Origin of the sequence: Aeromicrobium sp. A1-2 (assembly GCF_003443875.1) — a bacterium.
Lineage (GTDB): Bacteria > Actinomycetota > Actinomycetes > Propionibacteriales > Nocardioidaceae > Aeromicrobium.
Genome location: NZ_CP027482.1, coordinates 1,630,361 through 1,647,631 on the forward strand (window position 1 = coordinate 1,630,361; position 17,271 = coordinate 1,647,631).

Annotated in this window: 18 protein-coding genes; 10 read left to right on the forward strand and 8 right to left on the reverse strand. The window is 64.0% G+C overall.

All coding sequences use genetic code 11. The features are described 5' to 3' along the window. The first annotated feature begins 118 nt into the window (after positions 1-118). Positions 119-730 (forward strand): DUF2510 domain-containing protein, encoded by a 612-nt coding sequence (locus C6I20_RS17385; protein WP_216823032.1) that lies wholly within the window; start codon positions 119-121, stop codon positions 728-730. A gap of 105 nt (positions 731-835) precedes the next feature. Further along, complete coding sequence (locus C6I20_RS07920) at positions 836-1,489, forward strand: DUF3841 domain-containing protein (RefSeq protein ID WP_162891205.1); 654 nt, start codon at positions 836-838, stop codon at positions 1,487-1,489. Positions 1,490-1,502: 13 nt separating this feature from the next. Here the strand turns inward: C6I20_RS07920 and C6I20_RS07925 are convergent, their stop codons facing one another. From C6I20_RS07925 to C6I20_RS07940, 4 genes are all read right to left on the reverse strand, one after another. Further along, on the reverse strand, positions 1,503-3,188 hold the full coding sequence (locus C6I20_RS07925) for a hypothetical protein (protein WP_118395458.1): 1,686 nt from the start codon (positions 3,186-3,188) through the stop codon (positions 1,503-1,505). A gap of 10 nt (positions 3,189-3,198) precedes the next feature. Further along, positions 3,199-4,866 (reverse strand): nuclease-related domain-containing DEAD/DEAH box helicase, encoded by a 1,668-nt coding sequence (locus tag C6I20_RS07930; RefSeq protein ID WP_118395459.1) that lies wholly within the window; start codon positions 4,864-4,866, stop codon positions 3,199-3,201. A gap of 59 nt (positions 4,867-4,925) precedes the next feature. Further along, positions 4,926-6,143, reverse strand: coding sequence for a hypothetical protein (locus C6I20_RS07935; protein WP_162891206.1), 1,218 nt, complete (start codon positions 6,141-6,143; stop codon positions 4,926-4,928). Between the two features lie 66 nt (positions 6,144-6,209). After that, entirely contained in the window at positions 6,210-6,689 is a 480-nt protein-coding gene (locus C6I20_RS07940; RefSeq protein ID WP_162891207.1) for a helix-turn-helix domain-containing protein, read from the reverse strand. A gap of 74 nt (positions 6,690-6,763) precedes the next feature. Here C6I20_RS07940 and C6I20_RS07945 point away from each other — a divergent pair, with 74 nt between their 5' ends. The 4 genes from C6I20_RS07945 to C6I20_RS07960 all read left to right on the forward strand — a co-directional run bounded on the left by C6I20_RS07945 (position 6,764) and on the right by C6I20_RS07960 (position 10,233). Next, the gene (locus tag C6I20_RS07945; RefSeq protein ID WP_162891208.1) at positions 6,764-8,053 is read left to right on the forward strand and encodes a VWA domain-containing protein; all 1,290 of its coding nucleotides are present in this window, start codon (positions 6,764-6,766) and stop codon (positions 8,051-8,053) included. 40 nt (positions 8,054-8,093) lie between these two features. Beyond that, positions 8,094-9,191 carry an N-formylglutamate amidohydrolase gene (locus C6I20_RS07950; RefSeq protein WP_118398736.1) on the forward strand — a complete coding sequence of 366 codons (1,098 nt, stop codon included), beginning with the start codon at positions 8,094-8,096 and terminating at the stop codon, positions 9,189-9,191. Positions 9,192-9,311: 120 nt separating this feature from the next. Continuing rightward, entirely contained in the window at positions 9,312-9,671 is a 360-nt protein-coding gene (locus tag C6I20_RS07955) for a hypothetical protein (RefSeq protein WP_162891209.1), read from the forward strand. A 43-nt stretch (positions 9,672-9,714) separates the two neighbouring features. Beyond that, a complete protein-coding gene (locus C6I20_RS07960; protein WP_118395464.1) occupies positions 9,715-10,233 on the forward strand; it encodes a hypothetical protein in 519 nt (172 codons plus the stop codon). 92 nt (positions 10,234-10,325) lie between these two features. On the opposite strand, the gene C6I20_RS07965 is transcribed toward C6I20_RS07960, so the two are convergent. From C6I20_RS07965 to queC, 4 genes are read right to left on the reverse strand one after another with little or no spacing between them, the layout of a single operon-like run. Next, the gene (locus C6I20_RS07965) at positions 10,326-11,108 is read right to left on the reverse strand and encodes a GTP cyclohydrolase I FolE2 (RefSeq protein ID WP_118395465.1); all 783 of its coding nucleotides are present in this window, start codon (positions 11,106-11,108) and stop codon (positions 10,326-10,328) included. A gap of 7 nt (positions 11,109-11,115) precedes the next feature. Further along, positions 11,116-11,481: a 6-carboxytetrahydropterin synthase QueD gene (gene queD, locus C6I20_RS07970; protein ID WP_118395466.1), complete on the reverse strand. Its 366-nt coding sequence runs from the start codon at positions 11,479-11,481 to the stop codon at positions 11,116-11,118. Further along, positions 11,481-12,116, reverse strand: coding sequence for a 7-carboxy-7-deazaguanine synthase (gene queE, locus C6I20_RS07975; protein WP_118395467.1), 636 nt, complete (start codon positions 12,114-12,116; stop codon positions 11,481-11,483). Before queE ends, queD begins: the two co-directional genes overlap by 1 nt. Positions 12,117-12,120: 4 nt before the next feature. Then, positions 12,121-12,816, reverse strand: a complete 696-nt coding sequence (gene queC / locus C6I20_RS07980; RefSeq protein WP_256372171.1) for a 7-cyano-7-deazaguanine synthase QueC — start codon at positions 12,814-12,816, stop codon at positions 12,121-12,123. Positions 12,817-12,918: 102 nt separating this feature from the next. Between queC and C6I20_RS07985 the strand changes: the two genes are divergently transcribed. From C6I20_RS07985 to dbpB (C6I20_RS08000), 4 genes are read left to right on the forward strand one after another with little or no spacing between them, the layout of a single operon-like run. Continuing rightward, entirely contained in the window at positions 12,919-13,806 is an 888-nt protein-coding gene (locus tag C6I20_RS07985) for a hypothetical protein (RefSeq protein WP_162891210.1), read from the forward strand. A gap of 8 nt (positions 13,807-13,814) precedes the next feature. After that, the gene (dbpB, locus tag C6I20_RS07990; protein WP_254052298.1) at positions 13,815-14,936 is read left to right on the forward strand and encodes a DGQHR domain-containing protein DpdB; all 1,122 of its coding nucleotides are present in this window, start codon (positions 13,815-13,817) and stop codon (positions 14,934-14,936) included. After that, positions 14,933-16,159: a tRNA-guanine transglycosylase DpdA gene (dpdA, locus tag C6I20_RS07995; protein ID WP_118395471.1), complete on the forward strand. Its 1,227-nt coding sequence runs from the start codon at positions 14,933-14,935 to the stop codon at positions 16,157-16,159. Before dbpB (C6I20_RS07990) ends, dpdA begins: the two co-directional genes overlap by 4 nt. Positions 16,160-16,162: 3 nt before the next feature. Then, positions 16,163-17,266 (forward strand): DGQHR domain-containing protein DpdB, encoded by a 1,104-nt coding sequence (dbpB, locus tag C6I20_RS08000; protein ID WP_118395472.1) that lies wholly within the window; start codon positions 16,163-16,165, stop codon positions 17,264-17,266. Positions 17,267-17,271 lie beyond the last annotated feature (5 nt).

A 17,271-nucleotide genomic window follows, 5' to 3' on the forward strand; every position in this document is an offset into this window, starting at 1 on the left:
GCCAGCTCGATGGCTCGCTGTGGCCATCAGTTGGCCATCGGGGCAGATTCGGCCCGCCGGGCGCCAATGCTGGCAGTCGGGGGTGGCAGAGCAGTCGCCCATGACGAGAGGAAGTCTCATGTCCGATCAGCAGCCGCCCAGCGGCAGTGGCACACCCGCCGGGTTCTATCCCGACTCCACCGGGAGCATGCGGTGGTGGGATGGCGCGGCGTGGACCGAGCAGACTCAGCAGCCCGCACCCGGACAGGTCGCGATGGCAGCCCCACCGAAGAAGAAGCACACCGTCCGCAACGTGCTGCTCGGCCTTGTGGCCGTCTTCGTGCTGTTCGTCGGCGGCTGCATGGCCCTGATCGGCTCGGCCGCCAACGAGGTCAGCAAGTCGATCGACAAGGAGGTCGCCAAGGACAGCGAGCCCGGCGGCCCCGACAACCCGCTCACGATCTCCGAGGGCAAGGCGTTCTCGGTGTCGGGCTTTGACTATGCGGCTGGCTGGAAGGTCGTCGACAACGAGTTCGGGTTCGACATCACCAAGCTCAAGGTGACGAACAACCGGGACGACAAGGACTCGGCGCTGGTGGAGATCAAGTTCATGAAGGGCTCCGAGGTGCTGGCCCTCACCGACTGCACCACCGAGCCCGTCGCCGTTGGTCAGACGACGACCTTGTCGTGCCTCAGCGGCGACGACCTGCCCGCCAAGTACGACAAGATCACGATCAACGACACGTTCTGACAAGACCGGTCGGTGGTGGCGGTCCAGGGGCCGTCGTCACCGACCACATCGGGGGCGATGTCCGTGGGAATCCTTGACGTGAGGACCGTGAGTGGAGTTGGGAGTGTGAATCGAGTGCGTGCGCTGCCCGCCCGGCTCGCGGCTCCGGCGCGCAGCCTCCGCCTGCCCGAGGAGTCGGGACGCATCCGGTTGCACACCCTGCAGCATGCGGCAGTCCTCCGGGATCTCGAGACCAAAGGTGTGCACCGTCCCCCGCGCTGGCCGGCCGACCACGACTTCGCCGAGAGCTACAGCTGGATGCACGAACAGATGGCCCGGCGACTCCCCACGACGGGCGAAGGGATCATCTGGTCGTGGGCCCAGATCCGCCGCCGCGATCTCACGCCCGACTGCCCGGAAGCGCGTGGCGAAGTGCTCCTGTCCGTCGACCTGCCCCGCGACCGCGTGCTGCTCTCCCACTTCGGTGACTGGCACTGTGTGCTCAACCGGATGATCCACGTCGAGGGACGTCCGGGCGAGGATGACGACGCGTACGACCGTCGAGTCGACCCGATCTACGACGCCTTCTTCGATCGTCGCGAGGCGGCGGGCCTCACACACGAGCCGGTCAAGGTCTGGCCCGACGACCTCCGTCAGCAGGCGGAGTCTTCGTGGACCGCGATTTTCGACCAGTCCTCATGGCCGCCGCGGGACGCGATCCAGGCCACGGTGCACGAGATTCGCGCCGAAGATGTCGTCCGGGCGGTGCGCATCTGCTGAGGTTTGTTCGGCCCTACGGCTGCATGTCGTCGTGGCGGACGACGCGCGAAAGCTCGATCGACGACCCGGCGCAGCGCCAGAAGTGCAGCCTTGCTGCCGAGGGCGTGTTGCGTTGAACCGCCACGCGCCAACAGACTGCCCCGTCCGCTCGCTTGGTCACCGCGTCCTCCCCACCCATCCCGACCCGCAACCGGTGCAGCTCGCGCCCAGCCGACCGCTCGGCGATTCCCAGCAAGATTTCGACCACCACGACTGGAACCTTCTCCTGCACATCAGCCGGCATCTGAGCACGAGACGCGTAAAAATCGGGCCCAACTTGCCAGTCGACTGGCAAAGGCTGCGCGGCCTTCTCCCCGGCGGGGATCTTGGCCACCCAGGCAAGATAGACCTCATGCCGGAGCTGCTGCTCAGGATCAGCGAACTGCTCTGCTTGGTGCGTCGGAGTGTCCGCCCCATGTCTGCGAGCCTTCTTGAGGATCTCGCGCTGGCGGGTCTTGAGCTGCTCGATGGTGCGTCGCGAGCGGACTACTTCGGCGTCGAGCGCCTCCATGGTGCGGCTGATCTGGTCGATCTCCCCGCGCAGGGAGTCGACCATGCGGCGCTCGCGTTGGTAGGCCTCGTTGAGAACCGTGGTCCGATGCGCATTGGGACCGGGCGCCACCGGGACCTGGGGTTCTGGCTCCCGCATCACTGGCACGGCAGGAGGTGGGTCCGGCGGGACCGCGTTCGCGCGCGCATCGGCCTGGTCGGCCAGCTCGTCGCCCTGCTCCACGGCCTGGGCCGGCTCCAGCCACCCAGGTCCACCCTCGATCAAGCCACACGCGACCGCGACGGTTTCCTCGGCGATGTCCAGCATCGAAAGCTGCCAAGGACTGGTGTGCTCGACCCTGGCGACGACAACCTCTCCGACGCTCATCAGGTCGTGGAGATCGTCACTCGATTCACCAGTGACCTGGCCGACCCGGATTTCAACCACCTTCTCGGGGTGAATCTCCACGGCGACAATTCTGCGACCGACTGTCCGGACGCGGGCCAGAATGACATCGCCGATCGCGAAGTCAGCCAGCGCAACATCGGCTTCTCGCACGGAGGGGCTGATGTCGAGCAACTTGTCCCGCGTGTCGAGGCGACCGGAGACGACCATGCCGATCTCGAGCAGCCGTTCGATGGACACCCCGCCCGGGACGAGCTCGGATCGGATGGTGGCAAAGCCGAAGTCACCGCGCACCATCGCCCGGCCTGGCGCAGGGAAGCCCCTGACCGTCCCGGACACGATGCGCGACTCAGCGGTGCGAGCGGTGAGCAGACCGGCCCGGGCTGCAGAGGCCATCGCGTCGGTGACCAAGTCCTCCTCGATCTGACGCGCACGCGCTTGTGTCCCGCACATGTACAGCTTGGACGCGTATGGGTTCGTCTGCCAGCTCTCATCCAGCGAGTAGACCCGTGCGGCATCGCCGAAGACCTGGGTGAGGTCCGGCATCACTGCTGTGAATGCCCACGTGGCATCGCCTGTCGGCATCCACCAGACCTCGGCAAGCTCGCCGACGTCGTCGGCGACCGCCTCGGCCGAGATCAGGCCCTCGGCCGCACCGCTGCCCGCAGTGACCACGACGCTCGGCAGCTTCCGTGCGCTGCTCAGCAGGTGCTCGGCGAGACGTCGAGCATCGTCCGGGGTGGTGACCTTGCGGACGGTCGCCATCAGATCACGCTCACTTCTTCCCGCGCAGCCGCTTCAGCACATCGGGACCCGCCGCGGCTTCGACGTGCTCGGGGTCGCCGCACACGACCAACAGGTCGCGCGCCCGGGACAGTCCGACGTACAGCCGCTCGGTGGCCCGGTCACGACCCGGCTGCTCGTTGACGGCGAGGATCACCGCGGGGCGTTCGAGGCCCTTGAAACCCGAGACGTGGCCATAGAAGACCTGGTCCTTGTCCCAGAACGAGTCCCAGTACGCCTCCCAGCCGGCCTCCTGCCGCGCCTTCTGCTCGGGGTGACGCGGCCCGGTCGTCAGCACCGCGATGTCGGACGGCTGCCAGCCCTCGTCGATCAGCCGGTCGACCATGTCGTCGGCGCGGTCGAGCGCGACGTCGTGCTCGCACTCGACGAAACGCACGTCCTCGCCCTCGTGCTGGCTGACCCGGAGCCGGTTGGGTGCCATCGGTGAGAACGCCTGAGAGATCTGCTTGGTGTTGCGCAGGTTGCGGTCCAGGATCAGCGGCACGAGCCCGGCGGGTGAGTCGCCGAAGCGCTGGAAGATGCGCTGCCCCTCGTCGGTGAAGACGTAGAGGCCGCTGTCCTCATACTTGAGCGCCTCCAGCACGACGGGCCACCAGGAGTCGGCGAAGTCCTGCGCCTCATCGATGACGATCGCGTCGAACAGGTCGCCCCACTCGCGGCCGCGGACCAGCTCGAGCATCTCCAGCGGCAGGCGGTTCTCCCAGAAGTCCGAGTCGTTGTCGCTGCCCTCGGTCGCGCCCCACTCGGCGCCGAGTCCGTGGAACGTCCCGACGTACGCCGGCTGCTCCTTGTGCCCGAACGTGCTGAGCCGGCGCTTCATCCACACCGACAGGCCACGCGAATAGCTCATCAGTGCGACCCGTTGGCCATCTTTGGCGAGGCGGCGCGCCTGCTCGACCGCGAGCCAGGTCTTTCCGCTGCCGGCTCCCCCGCGGATCTCGACCTGGTCGACGTTGGCGATGAAGTCCAGGATGCGTGACTGCTCGAGGCTGAGTCGCTCGATGACGTCGTCGTGCTCGGCGACCAGGTCGGTGACGCTGTCGGCCGGCACGGTCACGGAGATGCGCTGCGGCAGGAACCGTCCCTGCAACGCTTCATAGATCGCGACGATGTCGTTGCCGTCGCACGCCCTCGCCTCGCGCTCCTGCATCGTCAGCATGTTGCGCAGGCGGCTGACGATGTCGGCCATGTCGTCGCGGTCGACCGCCATCCAGCGGTGGCAGTCGGGCATGTCGAACTGCGGCTCGAGCCTCACATTGGGCAGCACGATGCCGTGCGCCCACAGGATGGGCCGCTTGCCCGCCCACGCCATCGAGTCCTCGACCCAGCGCTTGAGGATGTGCTTGGCCTTCATGGCCTGCTCGACCGGGTCGCGCCGCTTGATGCCCTCGGGCAGCCGCTGGAACCAGGACCCGTTCTCGACCCACACCTGGCCGCCCTTGATCTCCAGCACCACGACGCCCAGACCGTCGAAGACGACCGCGATGTCGAGCTCATAGTCGCGCTCGTGGTCGGTGAAGCGCTGGTTGGCGATCAGCAGGTCGTCGTCGCCGAGCTGATCGCGCAGGGCGGTCCAGACCCGCTGCTCGGCGCCGCTGGCGAACTTGGGCTGCTCGGGCCACAACATGGGAGTCGGCATGTCACAGATCCTGTCAGGGTTGGTCGTCGATCGCGTGCGTACAGGCGGCGCGCCGCGGCTCATGACGCAGATTCCTGGACCTGGGCCGCATCCATTGCGTCGCCGAGGGCGCGCATGACGCGTTGCCAGCGGCACTTGGCTCGGTAGTGCAGCCGGCCGAGCTCGAGCTCGTCGGCGTTCTCCGCGACCTCACAGGCCCGGGCGGACATGGCGTACGACCGGGCGGCGATGTTCTTCCACCGGTCGAGTTGGTCGGCGTCGCGGTCGGACAATGTCACGGCCAGCGCGACCAGGCCGGCCGCGTCGAGGTCGGTCGCGGTCAACATCGCCGTCAGGACCGGATCCACACGGATGGGTCGAGGAGCGGGCACCCGCGGTGCTTTGCGCACCGTCTCATGGGGGGCGAGCTCGCGAGTGAGCTCGGGTCCGAGGGTGCGCGACAACGCAGCAGCCCTCATCGCCGTACGTGTGAGGTGCCGCGGTGCGAAGGGTGCGGCCTGGACCGTCGCGACGGCGTAAAGGCGGTCCTTCTGGATGAGGAAACGGAAGTAGCGGTGCTCCGCGGCCAGCCCGGCCAGTCGGGCGTGCGCCTTGGCCAGGTCGATGCCGGAGGCCAGGTGCGCCCACACCTCCACGACCGGGTCGGTCGTCGCAACCCGCACCCAGGCCTGGACCCCCTTGCCGCGCAGCGGGATGAAGGCGCCGCGCTCCCGCTCGCCGTCCTGCGCCATCGGCAGGAGCACGCGGTCGACCCAGTCGCACAGCTCGTCGTATGACCCGGGCTCGACGACCGTGGGCATCTCCCCGTCGAACGCCGTCGGCGGCCGGGGCGCGACGAGCTGCCGGGGCGGATCGACCAGCACCAGACCGGCCGGGTCGTGGACCTCCACGAATGCGGGATGCACCACCGCCAGCGCGTCGCGCAGCAGCGAGGTGATCGCCAGGGCGATCGCGTCGACCTCGGCGTTGTCGACGCGTAGCGCTCCCCCGCGGAAGCCGGCGCGGGAGAAGCCGGGCGCCGAGTATCGCTTGAGGCTGCCGGTCACGTCCTGCTTGACCTGCACCTGCGTCTCGTCGGTGCGCTTGGAGAGCACGATGTGCGTCGAGTAGGCGCCGGCGTGCCGGTCGACGACCAGGGAGAACGCGTGGCCCACGGGCAGGGCCGCGAGGTGATCGGCGAGCCGCACCCGCAGCTGCAGCCAGGCGGCGTCGACGCTGCGGTCGACCACCTCTTCCTCGTACGTGCCCATGTGCCCGTCCTCCCCATCGCGTGTCATGGAGGTCGACGCTACGGATCAAGTCGGACATTTTTATACAAACAGCATTGATTTGGTGAGTGGTGATCAGCGATCGCGCTGGTCCATCATGCGCTGCATCGCGCGCTTTTGGACCTCGGCCAGGACGTCCAACCGATCGGCGGAGTCAAACTCCTCGAGCAGGTCGATCATGTCGCCGATCAGCTCGTCGCGAGACCCCGGAGCACCCCCGCCATCGGCCACCATGGCCAGTGGCATGGGCTGCGCACCGTCGGCTCTCGATCGAGAGCCCCCGCTCAACAAGGAGTCCGAAAACGCCTCGGCTTGCCGCACTTCTTCGAGATTCTTGGTGTCCCCCGGGATCGTCCGTTCGAGGTCCTCGACGCTGATCCCGAGCGCGCCGGCGATCGCGCGGGCGGCATTGCGGGACGGCTTGCGCAGACCGGTCTCCAACTGGGAGATGTAGGGGTAGGACAGCTCGGCCGCCTCGGCCAGCTGTGAGCGGGACATGTGCAGCCGGTCGCGCTGCTCCTTGATGACTCTCGCGAACGGTGGAAGCGAGTTCATGGAAGATTCTCCTTGCATAATCTATGCTTGATGCATTATGCTGCTTGCACAAGCCTAGACGAAAGGAGCCGAGAATGGAACTCAACACTCGCCTCGACCGGGACCGCTTCACCTGGATGTCCCGCGACCTCACCTCATCCGACCGCGCGTCGATGCTGGTGGAGGTCACCGCCCCCGCTCTCCCCCACCAGGAGCGCACCGTCCCCACCAACCTCGTGGTCGTCCTCGACCGCAGCGGTTCGATGGGAGGCGCGCGCATCGAACAGGCCAAGAAGGCACTGTGTGCCGTCGTCGACCAGCTGGCGCCCGGTGACACCTTCGGTCTCGTGACGTTCGACGACCAGGTCGAGGTGCCGGTGCCCGCCGGACCCGTCATCGACCGCGATGCCGTCAAGCGCCGCATCAACGCCGTCGCGGCCCGCGGCATGACCGACCTGTCGGCCGGCCTGGTCCGCGGCCTCAAGGAGGCGCGTCGGATCGAGGCGCTGGAGGGTGTCCGGGTGCTGCTGGTCAGCGACGGCCATGCCAACGCGGGCGTCACCGATCCTGTCGTGCTGGGCCGTCGCACCGCCGAGTTCCTCGAACACCGCATCACGACCTCGACGCTGGGCATGGGTCTGGGCTACGACGAGACCGTGCTCGACGAGATCGCCCGCCAGGGCTCCGGCAACGAGCACTTCGCCCAGGAGGCCGACGCCGCCGCCGCTGCGATCGGCGCCGAGTGCGGCGAGCTGCTCGGACAGCGTTTTCTGTCCTGCCGGCTCACCGTGGCGCTCGGCAACGGCGTCCGCGAGGTCCGCGTCCTCAACGAGGTCGCCAGCCGCGAGGTCGAGGGCGGCGTGCAGATCGAGCTCGGCAGCTTCTCACCCGAGCAGACCAAGAGCCTGGTCCTGCAGTTCGACCCCAAGCGGGCCCCCAAGCCCGGTCGCCGCAAGGTCGCCGGGGTGCGCTTCACGTACGTGCTGGCCGACGACCTGACCGATCACGCCGTGTCGCACACCGTCTGGGCGCACATCGCCGGCCCCGACGACCGGCCCGGCAAGGTCGACCGCGACGTCATGGCCGAGGTCGTGTTCCAGGGGGTCCAGCGGCACAAGCGTCGCGCCACCGACGCGCTGCAGTACGGCGACCTCGAGGCCGCACGTCGCCGCTACGCCCGGGCGCTGCGCACCATCCGGCGCCATCTGCCGGAGGTGCCGCGCAACCGGCGTTCGGAGTTCGAGGCGGATCTGGCGTTCATCGGGGACGCGCTCGCCCGGCTGGACGCGCCCACGTCCGACGGCGTCGCGTTCATCGGCAAGTCGATGACCGCGAGCCTGGCCCACAACTCCCGCACCCGCGACCGGCGTCGGCCGTCCGCGTGAGCGCCACATGTGCGCCGACACCACCCGCGAGAAGATCCTCATGACCGGCCCCATCCACGACCTCGACGGCCTGCTGGCGGCCTTCGGCGTCACGTCGATCCAAGACCTCGCGTGGGCCATCGACGAAGCGGCCGACATCGACGACGGCCGCAGCGTGACCATCGATGACCGGGGCCCTGACGAGACGTTCCTGGTCGTCGACACCGTCGGCATCGCCATCACCTTCCCGACGGACGTCACGACGGTGCTGCGGCTCGCCGCAGAAGCCGAGAAGGAGCTGCGCCAGCAGCACGTCAGCGTCTACCCCGGTCACGAGTGGTCCGGCGTCATCATCCACGTCCCCCACGCGTCACGGCTCATCCCCGCGGAGGTCCGGGACCAGATCCTCCTGAACGACGCCGCGCTGGAGCGCGAGCTCGACGCCATGACCGACGCCTTCACCGACTTCATCGCCCAGCGGATCGCCGACACGACTCTCCATCGGCCGTGGATCGTCGTCAACGAGCTGTCCCGGCTGGTCATCGACCCCGAACGCTCCCCCGACGCCCGCGAGGAGATGAACGCGGTCGGCATGGGCGCGGTCTACACCCGCACCTCGGACGGCTCACCGCTGCGGGACGACGACGAGCTGGAGGCCGACGAGCTGATCCGCACGTATTTCGACCCGTACGCGACCGCGCTCACCGATCTCGTCGACGAGCGACTCGCCAAGGTCGGTTCGGCCCTGATCATCGACCTGCACTCCTACCCACTGGTCGCCAATCCGTACGAGCTGCACACCGACGGGCCACGCCCGGAGATCTGCATCGGCACCGACCCGTTCCACACGCCCGAATCGCTCGTCGAAATCGTCCGCGAGGGCCTCGGCGGCTTCGACGTCGGCCTCGACTCGCCGTTCGCCGGTTGCTATGTGCCGCTCAAGCACTACGGCGCGAGCCACGGGGTGCGGGCCTTCATGGTCGAGCTCAGGCGTGACCTGTACGTCGACGACTCCGGCGCACTGGTGGAGGCAGCCGTCACGCCGATCGCCGAGGCTCTGGCCCAACTCATCTCGATGCTCGACCTCGAACCGCTGACGACCTGCCGCGGGATGGGCAACTTCATGGGTGACGCGCATTTCGACGAGCCTGCACCATGAGCACACCGGTCTGGTTCCTCGTCATTGACGGCGTGATCCGCCGAGACTCGCTCGCTCATCACGTGGTGACCTTGCGACAGCACACAATGCCCCCCCAAGGGAAGAGCGGAGGCAATGCAGGTGAGCAAACGGATACGCGAGTGGTGGGTCTATGTCGTCGAGCTCGAGCCAGAGGCATCGAGGAGGGTCTCCGCCAAGGGCGTGGTGTACGTCGGCGAGACGTCACTCCTGTCCGAATTACGCTTTGCGAAGCACATGTCCGGTCACAAGGCCGCACGCAAAGTGCACCAGTACGGACGGCACTTGCGTCCCGACCTTGCCCCGAAGTCGGCCTTCCTGAGCAGGGAGAATTCCTTGAAGGCCGAACGACGCACCGCCACAAGGCTGCGCAACCAGGGCTACATCGTCTTCGGCGGCCAGGGAATCCCGTTCATGGTGGATTCAGCAACGCTCCTGGCGAGCAAGCTGACCCGCGGCTAGGACGCGGGGCCACGACAGGGGCACAGCGTTGGGAGCCCGACGCATGACAACGCCCATCTGGTTCCTCGACATCGATGGTGTCGTCAACGCAGCCGGCATCGATCTGCCGACCCATCTCACGCGCACGGAAGCGACGACCGCCGGGACAACCTGGCCGATCCACTACTCCTCTGAGATCGTCGACTTCATCAACATGGTTCACCGCGGTGGCCTCGCGGAGATTCGCTGGCTCACGACATGGGGCCCGGACGCTCGTACGTCGTTCGCACCGGCGGTGGGCCTTGACGACTTCACCGCATATGAGATGTACGACAGTGAGGGTTGGTGGAAGGCGGAGATCGTCGCCGCCTGCATCGCTAGAGAGTCACGTCCGATCATCTGGACGGACGACGACATCACCGAGATCCAAGCCGCTTGGCTCCACGACTCAGTTAGTTCACCCTCGCTGGCCATCTCGCCGTGTACCGAATCAGGCCTCCGCTCGATCGATCTGCGGCGGATCGCGGGCTTCGCTGCCGATCCTCGCGGCGGTCCGCAGTGCAACGCTAGGACCGGCGGCTGATGGCGCGGCGGACTAGCCGAGCGGAACTCCTGCAAGGACCGCGACCGAGTGGCATCGTTCAAGCGTCTGCGCGCCTGCCATCGACGCACCTATCAACGGTTCGTGATGCCCCAGGAAAGCGAGGCGGTCGCATCATGACTGTGAATGCTCTCAATATTCGCGACTTCGACTCTGTGCGGGACTCCAGCGGCACGGCACTCCAGCGAGACATCTCGGACAATGTCCTCGACGAAAGCCGGTTTGTCGAACGCGGCCATTGTGACCGCGCGTTCGTCTGGGCGCTTGATCAGCGGAAACACAGGACTGGAGCCGGAGCGACGGATCAATGCAAAAGCCTGACTGACCGTAAGGGGGTACGGCGAGTCCCCGGTCCCTTCGACGAGCAGCGCAATTACACTTCGCTGATTGTGTGCGCCGTAGTCACTAATCGCCTTGCTGCACGGACAAAGGCTCGTCACTGCTGTCGTGACAGTCGACATCGTTGTCACTGCGTCCTCGGACACCTCGGCCGCCAACAGGATATCGAACGGCTGCCAACTAGTGCGCCTCGTCGCAGGAGAGACGACCTCGATTGCCAGAGCCATCGATGCCTCAATCCGCGCTGACCTGACGTCGAGCTTCCCGGATGCCTCCTTCAAGAAGACCGGCAATCCGCGCGGATCTAGGACACTTAGGTGATCGGCGACCAACTCCACCATCCGGCTCATGTGGGTCCCGCGGCGATCTTCAGGTAGCCCCACGTGAATCGAGAACGTGCCCATTCCAAACTGTTCGATCTCGCCGTCGCGAAAGGACGTTGGATGCCGAAGTTCAGAAATGCCAACGCGGTCGATCGCGACCCCCCGGAGATCGGCCTGGTCCTGGATGTCAATCAATGACGACTCATTCGCCACGGTAGACGCACCCGGATGTGCATGTTTCGCGAACTTGAATCGCAGAAAGATCAGGCAACTCGACAACGAGGCGGTCCCAAATCCACTTAGCAAGGACCTCGCTGGTTGGGTTCTCTAGACCATCGAGTTCGTTGAGGTAGTAGTGATCCAGGCAATCTTCAAGCGGTTTGAAGGCGGCCTTGATTTCACCAAAATCACGAACCCAGCCGGTCTCCGGACCCACTGGACCGGTGACGTGAACCTGCACGCGGTAGGAATGCCCGTGCAACCTCGAACACTTATGACCCTCGGGAACATTGGGCAACCTGTGCGCTGCTTCAAATGTGAACTCGCGGAAGATCTCGGACACTGCCATTAAGGTATTCCCATCATCTTGTGCGTCTGAAGACTGATCTGCCAGCGAGGGTTGTCTAGGCAGTATTGGACAGCCAGTTCCGTGTTGCGGGCGGATTCAGGATTGTCCATCGGTTGCAGTCGCCAGTTTGCAAAGGCGAGCGATTCGAAGTCTTTCGGATCCACCCCGCCCTGCGGGTAGACGAACTTGATCTCGTCGCCCCCGGTGACCACCAGGTCCGCCCCAACCTTCGGACTCACACATAGCCAGTCGATGCCCGTCGGCGGGACCTGGGTTCCGTTGGTTTCGACGGCTACATAGAACCCGCGCGCGTGCAACGCACCCACGGCGGCCTCATCCAACTGCAGGAGCGGTTCTCCTCCGGTGCATACGACCATCCGATAGTCGCGCTCGGTGCTAGGCCATGCTTGTTCAACGGCGTCTGCAAGATCATCTGCCGTCTCGAAACGCCCTCCCCCAGGTCCGTCTGTTCCGACAAAGTCGGTATCGCAGAACTGGCAGATGGCGCGATGACGATCTTTCTCATGCCCTGTCCAGAGGTTGCAGAGGCTAAACCGACAGAACACGGCCGGTCGGCCAGCATGGCTACCCTCGCCCTGGAGTGTGTAGAAGATCTCTTTCACCTTGTAGGTCATCTAGTCACCGATACACGAGGGGGGCTTTAAGGCCGAGTTCTTCAAAACCCTTGATTCGAAGATGGCACGAGTCGCATTGGCCGCAGGGCGTGCCGTCTGCGGCGGGGTCGTAGCAAGTAGAAGTCAGTGAGTAGTCGACCCCGAGGCGCAGACCCATCTCGACCGTCTGTGCCTTGGTCAAATTGATCAATGGTGTCTTGATCCGGATGCCGCTACCCTCAACGCCGGCTTTGGTTGCAAGGTTCGCCATACGTTCGAAGGCCTCAATGAACTCAGGACGGCAGTCGGGGTAGCCGGAATAGTCGAGTGCGCTGACGCCGATGAAGATGTCGTTGGCCCCGGACACCTCCGCGAAGGCGAGAGCAAACGACAGAAATACCGTGTTGCGCGCCGGCACGTAAGTCACAGGGATGTCGCTATTGAGTTCCTCAGCACTCTCGTGCTTTGGAACCTCGATATCTGCAGTGAGTGCTGACCCACCGAACACACCAAGATCGATGTCGCACACGACATGCTCCGTCACTTCAAAGGCCTTCGCGACGCGTTCTGCCGCCTTCAACTCGATCGCGTGACGTTGCCCGTAGCGGAAACTCAGCGCCTTCACGTCGTAGCCTTCGTTCAATGCGTGAGCAAGGACAGTGGACGAGTCAAGGCCACCGCTCAGAAGAACGATTGCTTTGGGCTTCATGAGGCTCCTAATTCGGACGGCGGTCGAGCGTTTCGGCTTGCCTGAAGCCTATGTCGAAACTGCAGGCTAGAGTAACCACGACACACTGACAGTTTTTGCCACGGAGGGGTGACGATGCTCGAGACCCTGACAGTTGTCGTCACCTGCACGGATCGCAAGGCCATGAAGCCCAGCCCCGAACTGACCGTCCAGAGTCTCACCGGCTCCTCAATGGGAGAGCGTGTCGGTCAGTGGGTCGATCGTATCGATTCGACGCCTCCGCGCTTCAGGCTGCGCGACCTCTACCGCGGAGACAGTTGGCGTCAGGCATTGAGCCTTGAGGCGTCGGCACTCAGGACCGCCCAAAGGGTTCGAGTGCTCGTTGCGTCAGCCGGACTGGGTTTGCGGGACATTGACAGCAGTGCCGCACCCTACTCAGCCACATTCAGTTCGGGAAACGTCGACACGGTCGGTACCGACTCCACCCAGTTGGCGGAATGGTGGAGCGGCCTACAGGCGTCGACTTCCGCTCTTTCTATCGATGCAGCCCTTGATGGTCCCACTCTTCTGGTCCTCTCGAATGCCTACGCACGCGCAATGGGCCCGAGCCTCGCGGCACTTCGTAGCCGTGACAACGTCCTGACGTTCGGGGGCCACGACGCAGCAAGCATTGGGCCCCGGATTGCAGCCGACATGACGCTCCGTTCAGCCCTGGGCGGCACCGCGATGACCCTAAACCTCCGGTCGGCGATCAAATGGGTGGAACTGTGCGACCGGGAAGACATCTTCAGCGAGCAATCCCAAGTTCGATGGCAGGAATGGTCGAGGGCCGCTTCGAAACTCGAAACCTACGACCGAACTCCGCAGAGCGACAACGAGATCAAGGGATGGATAGCGAAGGTGATTCGCAATGAGCCGCTCATTTCGCGCACAGCCGCACTTCGTACGCTAAGGCGGGCAGGCTTGGCGTGTGAGCAGAACCGGTTCGCCAGGTTATTCGCTTTGGTCGGAGGCGCACGATGACTCAAGACATGATCGAACGTCGCGCGCTGAGAATCCTCCAGTCCGACACGATGCCGCTCTATCTCTTCGCTCTCGCTGCTGAAGAAATCGACCTCATAGCGGATGTGGCACGGATCAGCCGAGATGCGGCCGGAAAGCTGCTCGGCTATCAGCGGCCGGAGAAGCAGCGCCACGTGAAGCAGATCCAGGACTATTTGGACAGTGCGGATGTCCTCTTTCCCAACGGCCTGATCTTGGCGCTCCCATCCGATGTCCGATTCCGGTCAAGCCGGGGGCCGGGCGCTAGCGACGGCCTGGCCGTTTCAGGCACCCTTGAGATACCGCTAGCCCACGGACCGAACGGTGCACGGCCGGCCTGGATCGTCGACGGCCAGCAGCGAAGCCTCGCTCTGGCGAGGACAAAGAACCGGCGACTACCAGTTCCGATTGCCGGCTTCGTGGCGAACTCCCTTGAGTTGCAACGTGAGCAATTCCTGAGGGTCAACACGGTCTCCCCTTTACCGTCCAATCTGGTGACAGAGCTTCTACCTGAGATCGTGAACGTACCGTCCATCAAGATGTCTACTCGCAAGCTGCCTTCGGCGCTCGTCGACATGTTGAATCAGGACCAAGAGTCGCCCTTTTTCAGTCTCGTCAAACGCGCATCATCGGACCAAGAGCAGCGGAGGAGGGCAGTCGTAACCGACACAGGGCTGGTAGAGGCTCTGAAAGAATCGCTTGAGTCGCCTTCAGGCGTCCTGTTCCCGTACCGAAATATTGCCGCTGGCACGACCGACACCGAGGGCATCCGCGCCGTCCTCCTCACCTACTGGAAGGCTGTCGAGCAAACTTTCCCGCATGCCTGGGGACAGCCGGCGGGCAAGTCCAAACTCATGGGCGGCGTGGGAATCCGCGCGATGGGCCGCCTCATGGAGCGAGTCATGGCGCATGTCGACGCTCGAGCGGACGGCGCGGTCGATGCCGCTGCGGCCGAACTGAAACTCGTCGCCGGAGAATGCCATTGGACTGAAGGAACGTGGGAAGAATTGCATCTCCCCTGGAACGAACTGCAGAATACGCCGCGACATATCAGTGCGTTATCGAACTTACTTGCCCGCATCTACGTGACAAACCGGGCGGCAAGGAGTTGAAGTTCTACTTCCCTGACAGCCAGGATCTCGTCAGCCCGACCTACGACTTTCTGCGCGACGAATACTCCCCGCTGAGAGTGCGTCAGCGGGACGATCTGTACGCACACGAGGTGCTCGGAACGACTCCCTACCACGGGATTCTCGTGAGCAAATCAATTGTCGACGGCTCGATTGCTGGCTCCGGAAAGTACACGACCGCTCAGCGCGCGCGACTCCATCGTCTCGGTGTCCGCGGGTTTTTTCGCCTCCCCGACACCACTCTCACTTTGGGAGACAACGGCGCTTTCAACTACGTCGACGAAGAGATTCCGCCGGTCACTCCCGCCGAGACTCTCGACTTTTACGAGGAGTGCGGCTTCGACGCCGGCATCAGTGTTGACCACATCATTTTTGGCTATGAGAAGGAATTGGCCGAAGCCGATGCGAATCCTGCATGGGCGGCCCGGCGCCAACTGACCCTGTCACTTGCCGAGGAGTTCCTTGAAATTTGCATTCGCCGAAAGTCGCGAGTGGCTCCAGTTGGTGCTGCACAGGGTTGGAGCCCCGCAAGCTACGCGGACAGCGTTGCCCGCCTCCAATCGATGGGCTATACCCGAATCGCCCTCGGCGGAATGGTCCCATTGAAGACCCACGAGATCTTGGACTGCTTATCGGCGATCGATGAGATTCGAATTCCAACAACCGAGTTGCACCTCCTCGGGATCACTCGAATCGATTCGATGAATGAATTCGAAGAGCACGGCGTCACAAGTTTCGATAGCACTTCTGCGTTTCGGCAATCCTTCATGGATAGCCGGAAGAATTTCCATACCGTCAGTGACACCTTCGTGGCGATTCGTGTACCTCAAGTCGATGGCAATCCGAGCCTCAAACGCGCCATCCTTGCGGGCAAGGTCAATCAGCGCGAAGCCGTGCGTTCTGAACGCGAGTGCCTTGCGGCACTACGGGCGTACGACGGTTCCGAAGTATCCCTCGAACTGGTACTGAGCCGTCTCTCGGACTACGACTCACTCTGCAACGCAAAGCCTGGATACCTCGAGCAGTATGAGCGCACGCTACGCGCCGCGCCGTGGGCCACGTGTCCCTGCTCACTCTGCAAAGATCTCGGCATCGAGATCGCGATTTTCCGCGGGACAGAACGCAACAAGCGCCGGGGCTTCCACAACCTGTCGGTCCTGGCGAAGAAGATGGAATCTCTCGCATCGCACGAACGTGAAAGGTAAGACATGGCCGACCGCTACGTTCTTCAACTCCCGGCAGTTCGGATCCGGCAAGGGTCACAGTATGTGTACTGCTTCGGAGTAGATGGCAAGCGCGTCCATGACTTTGCTTCCATATCTCGAGTACACCGAGAAGGCGAGAAACTCCAGGGATACCAACGCCCAGAAGTGTTGAGCCACATCAAGGCGATTCGCAGCTACCTGGAGTCTGATCAACCTCTGCTCCCGAACGCGATCGTGTTGGCATTCGATTCTCGTGTTCGATTCGAGCCAACCTCGGATGTATCTAGCGTTGCCTATTCAACGTTCGGCCAACTCATCATCCCAGTCGACGAATCTGAGGATGAGGCGGACAAACCTGCCTGGTTGGTCGATGGGCAGCAGCGTAGTGCGGCGATCAGGGACGCCGACCTCGGCGAGTTTCCAATGGCGGCGGTTGGCTTCATCGCTAGGAACGAGGAAGAACAACGTTCCCAATTCATCCTGGTCAACAACACAAAGCCACTCCCCAAAGGGTTGATTCACGAACTTCTTCCCGACACGATCGGCCATCTCCCTGCGGCCTACGCGAAGAAGCAATTGCCAGCGGCCGTGATGATCGCATTGAACTCTGGTCACGGACTTGACGGGCCCGGCCCATTCGCTGGTCGGGTAGCCACGCCGACGATGCCTGATGGCTACATCAAAGACAACAGCGTCATCAAGATGATCGAGAACAGCCTCTACGACGGCGCCCTATACCAATATCGCGACCCCATGACGGGAACTGGGGACGTCGAGCAGATGGTCGCGCATCTGAACTACTACTGGGCGCAAGTCCGTAGTGTGTTCCCAGAGGCCTGGGAACTTGCCCCACGGAAGTCGCGACTGACCCACGGCGTTGGTATCCAATCGCTTGGATACATCATGGACTCGCTGACGGACGGGTTGCCGGTCGCCGAACTTGCCGGTTTGGACATTCGGCGGAGAATCATGGCACTCGCACCGACCTGCGCGTGGACCACTGGCACGTGGAACTTTGGTGAGGACGACCGTCGCCGGTGGAACGGTCTCCAGAACACCCCGAGCGACATCCGAATGCTGACCAACTATTTGGTTCGGCTTCTCTGACCTCG